The organism is Porphyrobacter sp. MBR-49 (assembly GCF_053628655.1).
Genome location: NZ_JBRJGU010000006.1, coordinates 227,925 through 243,342 on the forward strand (window position 1 = coordinate 227,925; position 15,418 = coordinate 243,342).

The following is a 15,418-nucleotide window of genomic DNA, read 5'->3' on the forward strand; positions in this document are numbered from 1 at the left end:
CCACTGTATCCTTTTGCGTCACCCGATTGTCTGGCACACTAGGCTTGGGAATGAGGATGAGAAAAGAGCGATGAACGCAGCAACAACAGATATGCCCAGCTTGCGACCAACGCCGGGGCAATTGGCGCTGGCCGAGGCGATTCGCGAAGGACGCGCCAAGGTGGCGGGCGGCATTCAGCAGGTGCCTGCCAGCAATTACACCTGCCCCGATCACTTCGCGCGCGAAAAATCTGCGCTGTTCGACCGCCTGCCGCAAGTGCTCGCGCCGTCGGCATTGCTGCCCGATCCGGGCATGGCGGTGCCGCATGATGCCACCGGACGCCCGCTGCTGATCACCCGCGATGCGCAGGGCGCAGCGCACGTGTTCCTTAATGTCTGCCGCCACCGGGGCACCCGGCTGGTTGAAGGCAGCGAAACGGTGTGCGCCAAGCGGTTGGTGTGCCCCTATCACGCCTGGACGTACCGGCTTGATGGCGGGCTGCTGGCACTGCCCCGCCCCGATACCTTCCCCGGCATGGACAAGAGCGAATACGGCCTTGTCGAACTGCCCAGCCTTGAGGCCGGTGGGCTGATCTGGTTTGCGCCGCAGAATGGCGCGGATTTCAGCGACGCCGCCGCGCTGGGCGAAGACTTGAAGGCTTTCGGCCTGCCGCAAGCTTACATGTTCCGGCGCAAGCTTCACACGGTGCGCGGCAACTGGAAGCTGATCATGGATGCCTTCCTTGAAAGCTACCACGTTACCCGCCTGCACGCGGCCACCATCGGCCCGTTCTTCAAGGACGGAATCACCGCAGGCGACCAGATCGGCCCGCATCAACGCTCGGCCGTGGGGCGGCTGGAGGAAATGGAAGGCGTCGATCTCAGCGATATGGCGGCGCTGCGCCGGGTGGTGACCTTCGCCTATCAACTCCTGCCCGCCACCGTGATCGTCCCCAGCCCCGACTACGTCAATGTGATGGTGCTGATGCCGCAGGCGCATGACCTGACGCTGGTCGAAGATTTCATGCTGATCCCCGAAGCGCCCGCCACCGACAAGGCGCGCGACCATTGGGAACGCAGCTGGAACCTGCTCGACGGCGGGGTGTTTGCCAGCGAAGATTTCCGCGCTGCCGAACTCGGCCAGCAAGGGCTGCAATCGGGCGCGATTGATCACCTCACGCTTGGCACGCTGGAAGGTGGGATTGCGCGCTTCGATCAGATCGTGAGCGAAGCCTTGCGGGCAGCCAATTGAGCGCGTAGCGCCGCGCCTATGCCAACCGCTCCCCCCCGCTCCGAAAACCGTCCCGAAGGGGAACGTATTGCCAAACTGCTCGCCCGCGCAGGCGTTGCCAGCCGCCGCGAGATTGAGCGGATGATTGCCGAAGGACGCGTGGCACTGGATGGCAGGGTGCTTGATACCCCGGCAACAATCCTCGCCAGCCTGCGCGGCGTGACGGTGGATGGCAACCCGGTTGCCGCAGCCGAAGCCACACGGTTGTTCGCGTTTCACAAACCAACCGGGTTAATCACGGCCGAGCGCGATCTGGCGGGCCGCCCGACGATTTACACCGCGCTGCGCAATGCCCTGCCCACCGGGACGCCGCGACTGATGCCGGTCGGCCGGCTCGATCTCAACACCGAAGGACTGCTGCTGCTGACCAATGATGGCGGGCTGAAACGCACGATGGAGTTGCCCGCCACCAAAGTGCCGCGCACCTACCGCGCCCGCGCGTTCGGCGAAATCCAGCAGAGCCAGCTTGAAGACCTGATCGAAGGCGTGGAGATTGACGGGGTGCGCTATGGTTCGATCGACGCGAACCTTGAACGCGGAACGGGCCGCAATGTGTGGGTCGAAATGACCATCACCGAAGGCAAGAACCGCGAAGTGCGCCGGGTGCTCGAATATCTCGGCCTCAAGGTCAACCGCCTGATCCGCACTGGCTATGGCCCGTTCAACCTCGGCGATCTGCCGCGCGGGCAGGCGGTGGAACTGACCGGCAAGCCAGTGGCGCGGTTCCTATCTGAAATGACGGGCGAGCCGATCCCGCGCGGCGGGGTGAAGAAAGCGGACAAGGTAGAGATTGCCGCACCGTCCAAGCCTCCGCGCGCCCCGCGCCCACCTGCTCGCAAGGCTGCGCCGCCCGCGCGCCCTGCCCCGCATAAGGGCGCAGATGGCCCACATTCGGCGCGCAAACCGGCTGATGCCGCCAATGCCGTGCCGCCGCGCAAGGGCCGTGCTGGCCCGGTCGCCGCCCCGCGCAAAGACAGCGCTGGCGCTGGTACGCCGCGACCGCCCGCGCGCTCGCCATCGCGCAAACGTCCGCCCGCCACGCGCGGCAACACCCCGCGCGGGCCGCGCAAGTGAGGATTATCGCGGGCGCATGGCGCGGTCGCAAGCTGGTCGCACCCAAGGGCGATGCCACCCGCCCGACCGCTGACCGGATGCGCGAAACGCTGTTTTCGATGCTCACCAGCCGCCTCGGTAGTTTTGAAGGGTTGCAGGTGGCCGATCTGTTTGCAGGGTCGGGCGCGCTCGGGCTGGAGGCATTGTCGCGCGGCGCGGCCACCTGCCTGTTTGTCGAACAGGATCGCGCGGCAGTGGAGGCGATCCGCGCCAATATCACCGCGCTTGGGGCGCGCGATCAGGCGCGGGTGGAGACAGGATCGGCAACGCAGCTGCGCGCCGCCACCGCGCCGCTCGACCTGATCCTCGTCGATCCCCCCTACCATTCGGGCGCAGGCGAGGTCGCGCTCGACCGGCTGCTGCGGCTCGGCTGGATCGGTGCGCAAACGTGGATCTCGCTGGAGACAGCCTTCAACGAAGACCCCAAAATCAACGGACTGGCGATCGAGGCCGAACGACGGGTCGGCAAGAGCAAGCTAAGCCTGCTCAGACTGGCAGCTGCGACTGGCTGAGGTGGCCCGACGATAAGCACGATGCCGTGGCTTGCCCCGCAGGCAATTGTTCCCTACTTGTTCACGTTAGTGCGATGACCAACACCCTGCCCTCTCCTGCGCCTGCGCGCGATACTGTTCCGGCCTATGCCGCGCAGTTGAACGCGCCGCAGCGCGCCGCCGTTCTGGCAACCGAAGGCCCGGTGCTGATGTTGGCGGGTGCGGGCACGGGCAAGACGGCAGCGCTGACCGCACGGCTGGCGCATCTGGTGGCGACCCGGCGGGCCTATCCCAGCCAGATCCTGTGTGTCACCTTCACCAACAAGGCTGCGCGCGAAATGCGTGAACGGGTGGCGCATCACCTTGGCCCCGGTGCGGAAGGCATCCCGTGGCTGGGCACCTTCCATTCGATCTGCGCCAAGATGCTGCGCCGCCATGCCGAATTGGCAGGGTTGCACAGCAATTACACCATCATCGACACCGATGATCAGATCCGGCTGCTCAAACAGCTGATCGCGCAGGCTGACCTTGACGAAAAACGCTGGCCTGCGCGCCAACTGGCGGGGTTGATTGATCGCTGGAAGAACAGAGGGCTGAACCCGCAAGACCTCGATGCGGTCGAGAACGAGGCTTACGCCAATGGCCAGGGTGCGGCGCTTTATGCGCGTTATCAGGCGCGGCTGAAGGAATTGAATGCTTGCGATTTCGGCGACCTGATGCTGCATATGCTCAACATCCTGCGTAACCATCACGATATCCTCGCCGATTATCAGCGCCGGTTCCGATACATCATGGTGGACGAATATCAGGACACCAACGCCGTGCAGTATCTGTGGCTGCGGCTGCTGGCACAGGAACACAAGAACATCTGCGTGGTGGGGGATGATGACCAGTCGATCTATTCATGGCGCGGCGCAGAAGTCGCCAATATCCTGCGGTTTGAAAAGGATTTTCCCGGAACCCAGGTGATCCGGCTGGAACAGAATTACCGCTCCACCCCGCATATTCTCGGCGCGGCAGCGGGGCTGATCCGCGCGAACAGCCAGCGCCACGACAAGACGTTGTGGACGGAAGTGAACGGCGGCGACAAGGTCAAGGTGATCGGGGTTTGGGACGCGCCCGAAGAAGCGCGCCGGGTGGGCGAGGAGATCGAGCGGCTGGAACGCGAAGGCGCGGCGCTCAACGGCGTCGCCATTCTGGTGCGCGCGCAATACCAGACCCGCGAGTTTGAAGACCGCTTCATCCAGATCGGGGTGAATTACCGCATCATCGGCGGTTTCCGCTTTTACGAACGCGCCGAAATCCGCGATGCGCTCGCCTATCTGCGGCTGATCGCGCAGCCGCAGGATGACCTCGCGTTTGAACGCATCCATAACCAGCCCAAGCGTGGTTTGGGTGCCAAGGCGCTGGAGAAAATGCACAGCCACGCGCGCGCGATGAACCTGCCGCTGGCTGCTGCCGCATTGCAATTGGCCGACAGCGACGAACTGCCCGCGCGCGCTGCAAACACCATTGGCGCCTTGATGCGGCAATTCCTGCATTGGCGTGAGACGGCGGAGACGGTGACGCCCGCCGATCTGCTGCGGCTGGTGCTGGAGGAGAGCGGCTATAACGCCATGCTCGCCGCGGATCGCACCGCCGAAAGCGCCGGACGGGTGGAAAACCTCTCCGAACTCGCGCGCGCGATGGAGGATTACGAGACGCTCGGCGATTTCCTCGAACACATCAGCCTCGTCATGGATAATGACCGCGCCGATAGCGAGGAAACGGTGACGATCATGACGATCCACGCCGCCAAGGGGCTGGAATTCGACAATATCTTCTGCGTCGGCTGGGAAGAAGGCGTGTTCCCATCGCAGCGCGCGATTGACGAAGGCGGGCTGGCCAGCCTCGAAGAAGAACGCCGCCTCGCCTATGTCGCGATCACCCGCGCGCGGCGGCGCTGCGTGATCCTGCACGCCGCCAATCGCCGCATCTATGGCCAGTGGATCAGTTCTATCCCCAGCCGCTTCATCGAAGAACTGCCCGGCGAACATATTGATCAGGAAACCACGCTGACCGGCGGGGCAAGCCTGTGGCGCGCCAATTGGAGCGAGCAGGACGACCCCTTCGCCCACGTCGCACGTGACCGCCCCGACCGCGCCCAAACGCGCGGCCCCGGCTGGCAGCGGGCGTTGACGTCAGGGTATGATACCAAGCCTGCAAGGGTGCGCGAAAACACGCGTTCAGCAGCCAGCTTCGCCGCGCCCGCGCGGTCAGACATCGCGATTGGCGCAATGGTCAGCCATGCCAAATTCGGCACCGGCTGCGTGATCGATCAGGAGGGCAACAAGCTCACCATCCTGTTCGAGGATGCTGGCGAGAAGCGGGTGCTGGATTCGTTTGTGACGGTGGTGGGGTAAGCCCTCAGACAGGCCCATAGCGCGCGCCGCAAGGATGCTCACCAACTTTCGGATGATCGACGAAGTCCACCGAAAGCGCGATCAAACGTCGCTCAACATCGCTTTTTGCAGCGACGCTTGATTGCGCAAGAAGGTTACGAGCGGCAACAACGTCTTCGTCCGATAACTTGGCCGTGTGGATGCTACAGTGACTTGCCCCGGACCCATCTTGAGCGAAGTCAATCTCGTCCCCTACAAAATTGGCAAAATGGAAGCTCCGCTCGGAAATCGCGCTGCCTGGCAGCTTGGCGTAAAAGCTCACGGAAACCCATCGATCTGCCGCCAACGCCCAAGTCGCTCGGCCTGCCGGAAGCTTACGCTCCCAGCGCCAGTACAAACCGGAGCCTTTCCAGTTATGGGCCACCTTGGCGTCGCTCGGGACACCGTCAGGTTTCGGGATAAGGGGCGTGAGGTAAGGAACTAGATTACCGTAGAACGTAAACGGCCCGACGATCGGTGTGGCGATTGCAGCTAATACAATAAGAGCAACAGTGAGCTTGGTTCGCGTCGCCCATCGTCGCTTGCCAAAGGCCACGACGCTTCTACCCAAACCCCACATCCAGAAACCCCGGACGCGGGCCGTTCCATTCGCCTGCTGGCACCGGCGTGTCGTCTTCGTTGTTACGGCGCACGCGGGGTTGGCGGTCATCGGCGACGCGCTCGGTGGCTTGCGGGCGTTCGGCGCGAGCCCGGCGGGGCTTGGCCGGACGTTCTGCCGGTTCGGCGCTCTCTTCGCGCGGCGCGGGATCTTCACGCGGGGCGCTTTCAGCGCGTGGTGCACGGCGGGATTTGCGCGGCTCGCGTTCCTCACGCTCTTCGCGTTCAGGTGCATCGACCTTGGCATCTTCGGCCTTGGCAATCGCGGCGCTGAGATCAACGCGCACGTCGTCCTTGCCGAACACCTTGATCACGCTGCCGGTCAGCTTTTCGACATTGCTGATCGCTTCGGCGTCTTCTTCCGCAACGAAGGTGAAAGCCCGGCCCTTGGCCCCGGCGCGGCCGGTGCGGCCGATGCGGTGGACGTAATCATCGGGGTGCCACGGCGTGTCGTAATTGAACACGTGGGAGACGCCTTTGATGTCGAGCCCGCGCGCGGCGACGTCGGACGCAACGAGGATGTTGACCTCGCCGGCCTTGAAGCGGTCAAGCTCCTTGATCCTGCTCGACTGATCCATGTCGCCGTGAATTTCGCTCGACCGGAAGCCGAAGCGGGTCAGGCTCTGGTTGAGTTCGCGCACGGTGGTCTTGCGGTTGGCAAAGATGATCGCGGTTTCGACCAGGTCGTTTTCGAGGAACCAGCGCAGGGTATCTTTCTTCGACCGCGATTTCACCGGCACCTTGAAGGCGGTAATATCAGCGTTGGTCGAAGCCGCGCGGCTCACCTCGATCCGCTTGGGATTGGTGAGAAACTTCTTTGACAGCTTTTCAATCGGCGGCGGCATGGTGGCCGAAAACAGCATCGTCTGGCGCGTTTCGGGCAGCTTGGAACAAATGAATTCGATGTCGGGGATGAACCCCATGTCTAGCATCCGGTCGGCCTCGTCGATCACCAGCAGTTCGCAGCCATTGAGCATGATCTTGCCGCGTTCAAACAGATCCATCAGCCGGCCCGGCGTCGCAATCAGCACATCGACCCCTTCCGACAGCGCCTTCAACTGATCGCCCATCTGCACGCCGCCGATCAGCAACGCCATTTTGAGATCGTGGTTCTTGCCGTATTTCTCGAAATTCTCGGCCACCTGCGCGGCGAGTTCACGGGTCGGTTCAAGGATCAGCGAACGCGGCATCAGCGCGCGGCGGCGGCCCGCGGCCATCACATCGATCATCGGCAGCACGAAGCTGGCGGTCTTGCCGGTGCCGGTCTGGGCAATGCCGATCAGGTCGCGCATCATCAATACGGTGGGGATAGCCTGCGCCTGAATGGCAGTTGGCGTGGTATAGCCTGCGTCTTCGACGGCTTTGAGCAATTCAGGCGAGAGGCCGAGATCGGCGAATGTCATGCGGTAGGTGGTGTCCGAAAATAGCGGGCAGGGTTGCTGCCGGGATTGCTGGCCCTGAGGCGCAGTATGGCGCAATCAGGTTGGCGCGCCCTTCTCGCAAATACTCGCAAAAGTCAAGAAATCGTGCGCTTGGGACGCAATTCGGTCAGTTGCGCACTTCCACCAACTGGCGCATCGCCTCGACTTCGCAGCGTGCGCCGGTGCGCGATTGCAACTTGTCGCGATCAACGCACAGCCGCCCATCCTCGTTTTTCTCGACGTAAAAGCCGGAGTAGAAATCGCGCGCGCGGCACGATTTTTCAAGGTTGACCGAGATCATCCGCTGATCGCGCAGGAACAGCACCAGGCGATTGCCGCTGCCAGTCTGCACCCCGGCGATGCCTTCCAGCGCAACGCATTTTTCCTTGCGCCGTTCCTCGAAACGGGGGCCAAGGTCGCGCTGCGGGAGCTGGGCGAGCAGGTTCTGACGGGCGGCAGGCCCCTGCGGAGCGATCCGCACCACCACGCGCTGTTCGATCCGCACCTGCCCCGCGGTGGCGCTGGCGCGAAACGCCGTCAGTGGATTGGCCAGTTCCGGTTCGCCCTGCATGGGCGCGGCGTCGCATTGCGGTGCAGACAGGGCGGGAACTGCGTCCGCCTGATCAGCCAAACCGGCTGCCCCCGCCATCACCGGCAGCATCAGCGCCAACGGCGCCGTAAAGGCAAACAGGCCGTGCATGATGCGGAAATATCTCTCCTTGGAGGACACGGGTCGCGGCGGAAAACAGCATCCGGCGCATGAAAACCACGCTCTGCCTTAGCGGCAAGAATTGAACCGCGGCTTAACTGCCTGCCAGCTTTGCCCGAAACTGGTGGCATATTCGCGTCCAGCTGTGGCATGGAGGCCACAATGACGCACCTCGCCGCACCGCCCGCCCCTTCGCCAACCTCCGAAGCGTTTCTTTCGGAGGCCGCCGCACTGCTCGGCCCGCGCGGGCTGACCACCGATCCTGATCGGATGGATGCGTGGCTGACCGATTGGCGCGGACGCTATACCGGGCGGGCGCTGGCGCTGGCCTCTCCTGCCACTACGGCTGAGGTTGCGGCGCTGGTCAGGCTGTGCGCCGCGCACTGCGTGCCGATTGTTCCGCAGGGCGGCAATAGCGGCATGGCGGGCGGAGCGACCCCGGATGCCAGCGGCACCGCGCTGTTGCTGTCGCTGCGGCGCATGGACGCGATCCGCGCGCTTGATACCGAGGCAGGGCAAGTGCTGTGCGAGGCGGGCGTTATCCTGCAACATCTGCACGAAGCGGCCGAGGCGGCGGGGATGCGTTTTCCCCTGACGCTCGGCGGTAAAGGGTCGGCAACCATCGGCGGGCTGGTGTCGACCAACGCGGGCGGCACGCAGGTGCTGCGCCACGGCACGATCCGCGCGCAGGTGCTGGGGCTGGAAGCGGTGCTGGCGAATGGTGACGTGCTCGATACCCTGACCCCCCTGAAAAAAGACAATCGCGGGTTCGATCTGAAGCAGTTGTTGATCGGTTCGGAGGGCACGCTGGGGATCGTGACGGCGGCGACCTTGCGGCTGCTACCGGCCGCGATCGGGCGGGCAACGGCCTGGGTCGGGCTTGGCGGAATTGTCGAGGCGCGCACGCTGCTGCGCCAGATGGAGCGCGCGCTGGGCGATGCGCTGGAAGGTTTTGAAGTGGTGCCTGTGCATTGCCTCGATAGCGTGCTGGCGCATCTACCCGCCGCGCGCGCGCCCTTGGCAGAACGGCACGATTGGAACGCCTTGATCGAATGCGTTTCGGCCACCCGCGACAGCGGCGCATTGCGCGAGGCGATGGAGGCTGGCCTCTCCACCGCACTGGAAGATGGCCTGATTGCCGACGCCGTGATCGCCGCGAATGACACGCAGGCGGAAGATTTCTGGACTTTGCGCGATTCGATTTCAGCCGCTGAACGCGCAATTGGCCCGGCGATGCAGCACGATATTTCGGTGCCGGTCGAGAAAATGCCCGAGTTTATCCTTGCCGCATCCCCCGCCATCGAAACCGCTTTTCCCAGCACTCGCGCGGTTGCGTTTGGGCATCTGGGCGATGGTAATGTCCACTTCCACGTGCTCGCCCCCCAAGGTGCGGAGCGCGGCGTGTGGGAGGAGGCCGACGGCAAGGCGGTCAGTGCGGCAGTCCATGATCTGGTCAGTCAATGGGGCGGATCAATCAGCGCCGAACACGGGATCGGGCAGATGAAGGTTGATGAACTCGCCCGGCTACACGATCCCGCAGCGTTGGCGCTGATGCAGCGGATCAAGGCCGCGCTTGACCCTGACAATCTGCTCAATCCGGGGAAACTCTTGCGCCTCGAACCACACAGTTGATCCTCGCGGGTTGCGCGTCGGGCAGCAAACGCCTAAGCGCCGCGCTTTCGGCGGGGGGTTGCCTTCCCGCCGAGGGGATTTTTACCACCGCTTTTTTCCGGAGACGACGTCATGGCCAGCGCGCCGCAACCGCAACTTCCGTTGTTCTACAAAGACCTTCTGCCGCTCAACAGCCGTGATCATGCGACCTGGAAGGCCGGGACGCTGGATAGCGCCGCCTATCTCGCGTCGACCCACGCGGTGCCGCTGACTTCGGACGAATTCGTCGATGCCCAGCGGCATTTCCCGATCGTATTTACCTCGGGCGAAAACCCGCTGCCGATCGCGCTGTTCGGCCTCAACGAAGGGGTGAACACCTTCGTCGGCGACGACATGAAGATCAACGAAGCGATCTACCTGCCTGCTTACGTCCGGCGCTATCCCTTTATCCTCGCCAAGTTGCAGCAGGGCGTGGAAGACATGTCGCTATGCTTTGACCCGACCGTTGGTGTGATTAGCGCGCGCGACGATGGCTTGGCGCTGTTTGATGATAAGGGTCAGCCGACCGAGTACATCCAAGGCGTGCTCGACTTTTGTCGCCGCTTCGAAGAAGCGGGGCAGCGCACCAAGCTGTTCATCGATGAACTGGCGAAGCTCGACATCCTGATGGACGGCGAAATCGCGATCACCCGCAATGACATGCCCGATAAGCCGTTCGTGTATCGCGGGTTCCGCATGGTTGATGAAAACAAACTGCGCGAACTGCCTGCCGCCAAGCTTGAAGAACTGTCGAAGAGCGGGCTGCTGATGCTGATTCACGCGCACCTGTTCTCGCTCAACCTGATGCGGACAATCTTTGAACGTCAGTTGGCGCAGGGCAAGGTGCCGATGCCAGAGGAAGGCGCTGCGGCTCCGTCGCTCAACTGATTTCTGGCGGAGCTGAAGCTCCGGCCCCAACATCGGAAAACGGGCAGGTCGGCAATCGCCCCCTGCCCGTTTTTTATGCGTGGCCAAGCGCGCTTATTCCGCCGCTTGCAGCAGCCCGTCACCGCCGCCGAGCAACGCAGCCTCAGCCCCAAGCTCGCGCACCAGATTGGCCAGCAGCGCCGCCATCGCGGGAAGCCCGGCACCGGGATCGGCCAGGTGCCGATCAAGATAGGCTGTGCGGCACACTTCGATCTGGATTGCGTGCACGCCGGAATGCGGCGCGCCATGACGGTCCAGTACATAACCGCCCGAATAGGGCCGGTTATGCGCAGCCAAACACCCCTCGCGCTCAAGCTTTGCAAGCGCACGGGCCATCAGGGTATTGTGGCACGAGGCCCCGAACCGGTCGCCCAGCACGATCACCGGCGCGCAGGCCTCCCCCTCCGCAGCGCGCAGCGGCGGCATCGAATGCAGGTCGACCAGCAAGGCGACGCCCCATTCGGCGCGAATCCGCGCCAGCTCTGCCGCCAGTGCCGCGTGATAGGCTTGATGGATTCCGCTAATCCGCTGAACAAGCTCATCCGCAGCCAGTCGTCCGCGCCATATCTCGCCCGATCCCGGCAGTCGGCGCGGCACCAGCCCCAGCCCGCTGCGCGAACGGCGGTTGCTTGCGTGCGGGGCCACCACATTGGCGCCCTGCGCCGGGCGGCCACCCTCGATCATGTCCCAATCAACATCATCCTCGGCCCGGTTGAGATCAATCAGCGCACGCGGTGCGTTAGCCACCAGCAGCGCAGCGCCTGTCGTCCGCGCGATTTCCACGCCAACCCGGTCGATAAAGCGATCCTCCAGCCGCAACTGCGCCAGCTCCGGATCGCGCATCCGCGCTACCACAGCAGGCGGATAGGCGCGGCCTGCGTGCGGCACGGCAATCAGCACCGGCAGGCGCAGGCGCGGCGGCGTGGTGAGCGTGAAGGCGGGCGCATCATTCAGCCCCGGCACGCAGCCCCCTGTCACCGGCACCCGCACATCGGCGCGGGCGAAGATCGGATCACGGGGCGTGCGGGAGGTTGGCGTCATTCCGCCAACCTTGCTGCCGCCTTTGCGCAGCGCTGTCAAAGCCTGATCGCACTTCGCTCGGCTGCCTGCGTGTCATTCCGAGTCAATTTGTCGCTGGCACAAAGATTTCTTAAGCCTGCGCTGCTAACCCACCTGACATGACATCGCCACGCACACCCCGCATCCTGCTTGCCGAAGATGAAGAGGCAATGCGCACCTATCTTGCGCGCGCGCTAACCAACGCCGGTTACGAAGTCAGCGCGGTGGATCGCGGCACCGAGGCCGTCCCGCTGCTGGAAACCGGCGATTATGATTTGCTGCTGTCCGACATCGTCATGCCCGAAATGGACGGGATCGAACTGGCGCAGCGTTGCGCGGAAATTTCCCCGCGCACCAAGGTGATGTTCATCACCGGGTTCGCCGCCGTATCGCTGCGCGCCAGCCGCGAACAGCCTGCGGCCAAGGTATTGTCCAAACCGTTCCACCTGCGCGATCTGGTGCTGGAAGTGGAGCGGGTGTTCGAGGAAGCGGGCGAGGCACGCGCTTAAGTCCACGCGGGGCATTCCCGAATCGCTTGCACCTTTTCCGGGCTTACGTTAAGGGCCGCCTCCGCCTCGACAGAGGCTGATCCGATGGTGCGGGCGTATAGCTCAGTGGTAGAGCACTATGTTGACATCGTAGGGGTCGCAAGTTCAATCCTTGCTACGCCCACCATCGGCCCGAACCGCAAATCACCCGCCGCTTCAGGCGGGTTTTTTGTGCGCTGCGCCCGCTCCATCACAACTTGCAAGCCAAAGACCGGTGCACTGCTTGCAAGCATCGCCTCCTCTGCTAAAGCCCGCGCAACATCTTACTCAGCTTTTCGTCGATCACACGCAGCCCGCGCAGACGGGTAAAGAAGGATAGGGCATCAGCCATGCAGAAAATCAAAGTCGCCAACCCCGTCGTTGAACTTGATGGGGACGAGATGACCCGCATCATCTGGCAATGGATTCGCGAACGGCTAATCCTGCCTTATCTCGACGTTGATCTGCACTATTACGACCTTTCGATCGAAAACCGCGACGCAACCGATGATCAGGTCACCATCGATTCCGCCAATGCGATCAAACAGCACGGCGTCGGCGTAAAATGCGCCACCATTACCCCTGATGAACAGCGGGTCGAAGAATTCAGCCTCAAGAAAATGTGGAAATCGCCCAACGGCACGATCCGCAACATTCTGGGCGGCGTGGTGTTCCGCGAACCAATCGTGATCGACAACGTGCCGCGGCTTGTGCCCGGCTGGACTGATCCGATCGTGGTCGGCCGCCATGCGTTCGGCGATCAGTACAAGGCCACCGACACGCTGATCCCCGGCCCCGGCAAGCTGCGGCTGGTGTTTGACGGCGATGATGGCACCAAAATCGACCTCGACGTGTTCGATTTCCCCAGCGCCGGTGTGGCGATGGCGATGTACAATCTTGACGATTCGATCCGAGATTTCGCCCGCGCCAGCTTCAATTACGGCCTCAACCTTGGTTGGCCGGTGTATCTGTCGACCAAGAACACCATCCTGAAAGCCTATGATGGCCGCTTCAAGGATCTGTTTCAGGAAGTGTTCGATACCGAAGGCTTCGCCGAACAGTTCAAGGCCAAGGGAATGGTCTACGAACACCGCCTGATCGACGACATGGTGGCTTCCGCGTTGAAGTGGAGCGGCAAGTTCGTGTGGGCGTGCAAGAACTATGATGGCGATGTGCAGTCGGACACCGTGGCGCAGGGCTTCGGATCGCTCGGCCTGATGACGTCTGTGCTGCTCAGCCCCGATGGCAAGACCGTCGAAGCCGAAGCCGCGCACGGCACCGTCACCCGCCATTACCGCCAGCACCAGCAGGGCAAGGCGACGTCGACCAACCCGATCGCCTCGATCTTCGCATGGACGCGCGGGCTGATGTATCGCGGAAAGTTCGATGGCACGCCCGATGTGGTGAAGTTCGCTGAAACGCTCGAACGCGTCTGCATTCAAACCGTGGAAAGCGGCCACATGACCAAGGATCTGGCGCTGCTGATCGGCCCGGGGCAAGCATGGCAGACCACCGAGCAGTTCTTCGAAACCATCGTGCAGAACCTCGAAAAGGAAATGGCCAGCCAGGCGTAGAACCCGGCTAGGGAGTATCATGGCAAGCCGATCAACCGCACGACTGGAAATCCGTCAGGCCAGACTCAAGGACGTGCGGGCGATCGGGGATCTCGTCCGCCGCGCCTATGATGATCTGCCCGCCTATACGCAGGGTGAAATTCGCGGGCAGATCAACAACTACCCCGAAGGCTGCTTTGTCGCGCTGTTCGATGGCGAGGTGGTCGGCTACTGCGCCTCGATGCGGCTGGATGAACGCGTCGCGCTGTCTGATCATACCTGGGATGAAGTCACCGGCAACGGGTTTGGCAGCCGCCACGATCCCACCGGCGATTGGCTTTACGGCTATGAACTCTGCGTCGATCCGGCGGTCCGCGGCACCCGGTTGGGGCGGCGGCTTTATGAAGAACGCCGCGCTCTGGCCGAACGGCTCGACCTGACTGGCATCGTGTTTGGCGGACGGATGCCCGGCTATGCCCGCGCCAAGCGCCGCAAGACCAATCGCGCCGAAACCCCGGAGCAATATCTGGAGCTGGTCACCCAGAGCAAGATTCACGACCCGGTGCTGCGGTTCCAGCTCGCCAACGGGTTCGAAGCGCAAGGCATACTTCCCAAATACCTGCCCGAGGACAAGGCCAGCCGCGGCAATGCTGTGCGGATGATCTGGCGCAATCCCTATGTGGATAGCGACGCCCCGCCCAAGCACCGTCTGCCGCGCGATGTGGAAAGCGTGCGGATCGCCACCTGCCAGCTGCAATCACGCGCGGTTTCGGGCTTCGATGAGTTCATGAAGCAGATCGAATATTTCGTCGATGTTGCCGCCGATTACGAGGCGGACTTCATCGTTTTTCCCGAAATGTTCACCGTCATGCTGCTGTCCGCCGAAGACCGCGAACTCACCCCGCTCGAAGCCATCGAAGCCTTGAGCGAATATACCCCGCGCATCCGCCAGCGATTGTCCGAAATGGCGCTGGCGTTCAACATCAACATCATCGGCGGTTCGCACCCAACCCGCATGGCCGATGGCGACATCCACAACGTCGCCTATGTTTGCCTGCGCGACGGATCAATTCACGCGCAGGAAAAGATCCACCCGACCCCCAACGAAGCCTATTGGTGGAACATCAAGGGCGGCGACAGCATTGACGCCATACCCACCGATTGCGGCCCCATCGGCGTGCTGATCTGTTACGACAGCGAATTTCCCGAACTCGCCCGGCGGTTGGTGGACGAAGGCGCAAGGATCATCTTCGTGCCGTTCTGTACCGACAGCCGCCAGGGCTATATGCGGGTGCGCTATTGTGCGCAGGCGCGCGCGATTGAAAATCAATGTTATGTCGTGATGAGCGGCAATGTCGGCAACCTGCCCAATGTCGCCAATATGGACATTCAATACGCGCAAAGCTGCATCCTCACCCCGTGCGATTTCCCCTTCGCGCGCGACGGGATCGCCGCCGAAGCATCCGAAAATGTCGAAACGCTGACGATCAGTGACGTCAACCTTGCCGACCTCAGCTGGGCGCGGGCCGAAGGCACAGTGCAAAACCTCGCCGACCGCCGGTTTGATCTTTACCGGATCGAATGGGACAAGCGGGTGGGCAATATCTCCGACCCGCTGGGGGAACAGAGCTAACCACAATATCCCGCATTGCAGCACAGG

Annotated in this window: 13 protein-coding genes and 1 tRNA gene; 10 read left to right on the plus strand and 4 right to left on the minus strand. The window is 62.9% G+C overall.

From position 1 onward, the window contains the following. Positions 1–70: 70 nt before the first annotated feature. The 4 genes from ACSSV3_RS10480 to ACSSV3_RS10495 all read left to right on the plus strand — a co-directional run bounded on the left by ACSSV3_RS10480 (position 71) and on the right by ACSSV3_RS10495 (position 5,276). Positions 71–1,231 (plus strand): aromatic ring-hydroxylating oxygenase subunit alpha, encoded by a 1,161-nt coding sequence (locus ACSSV3_RS10480; protein ID WP_354324606.1) that lies wholly within the window; start codon positions 71–73, stop codon positions 1,229–1,231. Between the two features lie 18 nt (positions 1,232–1,249). After that, positions 1,250–2,344 (plus strand): pseudouridine synthase, encoded by a 1,095-nt coding sequence (locus ACSSV3_RS10485; protein ID WP_354324605.1) that lies wholly within the window; start codon positions 1,250–1,252, stop codon positions 2,342–2,344. Beyond that, positions 2,341–2,895 carry a 16S rRNA (guanine(966)-N(2))-methyltransferase RsmD gene (rsmD, locus tag ACSSV3_RS10490; RefSeq protein WP_354324603.1) on the plus strand — a complete coding sequence of 185 codons (555 nt, stop codon included), beginning with the start codon at positions 2,341–2,343 and terminating at the stop codon, positions 2,893–2,895. Before ACSSV3_RS10485 ends, rsmD begins: the two co-directional genes overlap by 4 nt. A gap of 74 nt (positions 2,896–2,969) precedes the next feature. Next, positions 2,970–5,276: an ATP-dependent helicase gene (locus ACSSV3_RS10495; protein WP_354324601.1), complete on the plus strand. Its 2,307-nt coding sequence runs from the start codon at positions 2,970–2,972 to the stop codon at positions 5,274–5,276. Between the two features lie 4 nt (positions 5,277–5,280). On the opposite strand, the gene ACSSV3_RS10500 is transcribed toward ACSSV3_RS10495, so the two are convergent. The 3 genes from ACSSV3_RS10500 to ACSSV3_RS10510 all read right to left on the minus strand — a co-directional run bounded on the left by ACSSV3_RS10500 (position 5,281) and on the right by ACSSV3_RS10510 (position 8,063). Then, positions 5,281–5,850, minus strand: coding sequence for a hypothetical protein (locus tag ACSSV3_RS10500; protein ID WP_354324599.1), 570 nt, complete (start codon positions 5,848–5,850; stop codon positions 5,281–5,283). Positions 5,851–5,857: 7 nt separating this feature from the next. Next, positions 5,858–7,315 carry a DEAD/DEAH box helicase gene (locus tag ACSSV3_RS10505; protein ID WP_354324598.1) on the minus strand — a complete coding sequence of 486 codons (1,458 nt, stop codon included), beginning with the start codon at positions 7,313–7,315 and terminating at the stop codon, positions 5,858–5,860. 145 nt (positions 7,316–7,460) lie between these two features. Next, positions 7,461–8,063 (minus strand): hypothetical protein, encoded by a 603-nt coding sequence (locus ACSSV3_RS10510; protein WP_354324596.1) that lies wholly within the window; start codon positions 8,061–8,063, stop codon positions 7,461–7,463. Between the two features lie 129 nt (positions 8,064–8,192). Here ACSSV3_RS10510 and ACSSV3_RS10515 point away from each other — a divergent pair, with 129 nt between their 5' ends. Together ACSSV3_RS10515 and ACSSV3_RS10520 are read left to right on the plus strand one after the other, a co-directional pair. After that, positions 8,193–9,674: an FAD-binding oxidoreductase gene (locus ACSSV3_RS10515; RefSeq protein WP_454184802.1), complete on the plus strand. Its 1,482-nt coding sequence runs from the start codon at positions 8,193–8,195 to the stop codon at positions 9,672–9,674. Positions 9,675–9,785: 111 nt separating this feature from the next. Then, positions 9,786–10,580 (plus strand): SapC family protein, encoded by a 795-nt coding sequence (locus ACSSV3_RS10520; protein ID WP_354324594.1) that lies wholly within the window; start codon positions 9,786–9,788, stop codon positions 10,578–10,580. A 93-nt stretch (positions 10,581–10,673) separates the two neighbouring features. On the opposite strand, the gene ACSSV3_RS10525 is transcribed toward ACSSV3_RS10520, so the two are convergent. Next, entirely contained in the window at positions 10,674–11,660 is a 987-nt protein-coding gene (locus ACSSV3_RS10525) for an N-formylglutamate amidohydrolase (protein ID WP_354324593.1), read from the minus strand. Positions 11,661–11,797: 137 nt separating this feature from the next. On the opposite strand from ACSSV3_RS10525, the gene cpdR reads away from it, so the two are divergent. The 4 genes from cpdR (at position 11,798) to ACSSV3_RS10545 (ending at position 15,391) form a co-directional block, all read left to right on the plus strand. Continuing rightward, positions 11,798–12,187 carry a cell cycle two-component system response regulator CpdR gene (gene cpdR, locus ACSSV3_RS10530; protein ID WP_354324591.1) on the plus strand — a complete coding sequence of 130 codons (390 nt, stop codon included), beginning with the start codon at positions 11,798–11,800 and terminating at the stop codon, positions 12,185–12,187. Positions 12,188–12,278: 91 nt separating this feature from the next. Then, positions 12,279–12,353, plus strand: a tRNA-Val gene (locus ACSSV3_RS10535). Positions 12,354–12,555: 202 nt separating this feature from the next. After that, positions 12,556–13,779, plus strand: a complete 1,224-nt coding sequence (locus ACSSV3_RS10540) for an NADP-dependent isocitrate dehydrogenase (protein WP_354324590.1) — start codon at positions 12,556–12,558, stop codon at positions 13,777–13,779. A 19-nt stretch (positions 13,780–13,798) separates the two neighbouring features. Next, positions 13,799–15,391, plus strand: coding sequence for a GNAT family N-acetyltransferase (locus tag ACSSV3_RS10545; RefSeq protein WP_354324588.1), 1,593 nt, complete (start codon positions 13,799–13,801; stop codon positions 15,389–15,391). The last annotated feature ends 27 nt before the right edge of the window (positions 15,392–15,418 follow it).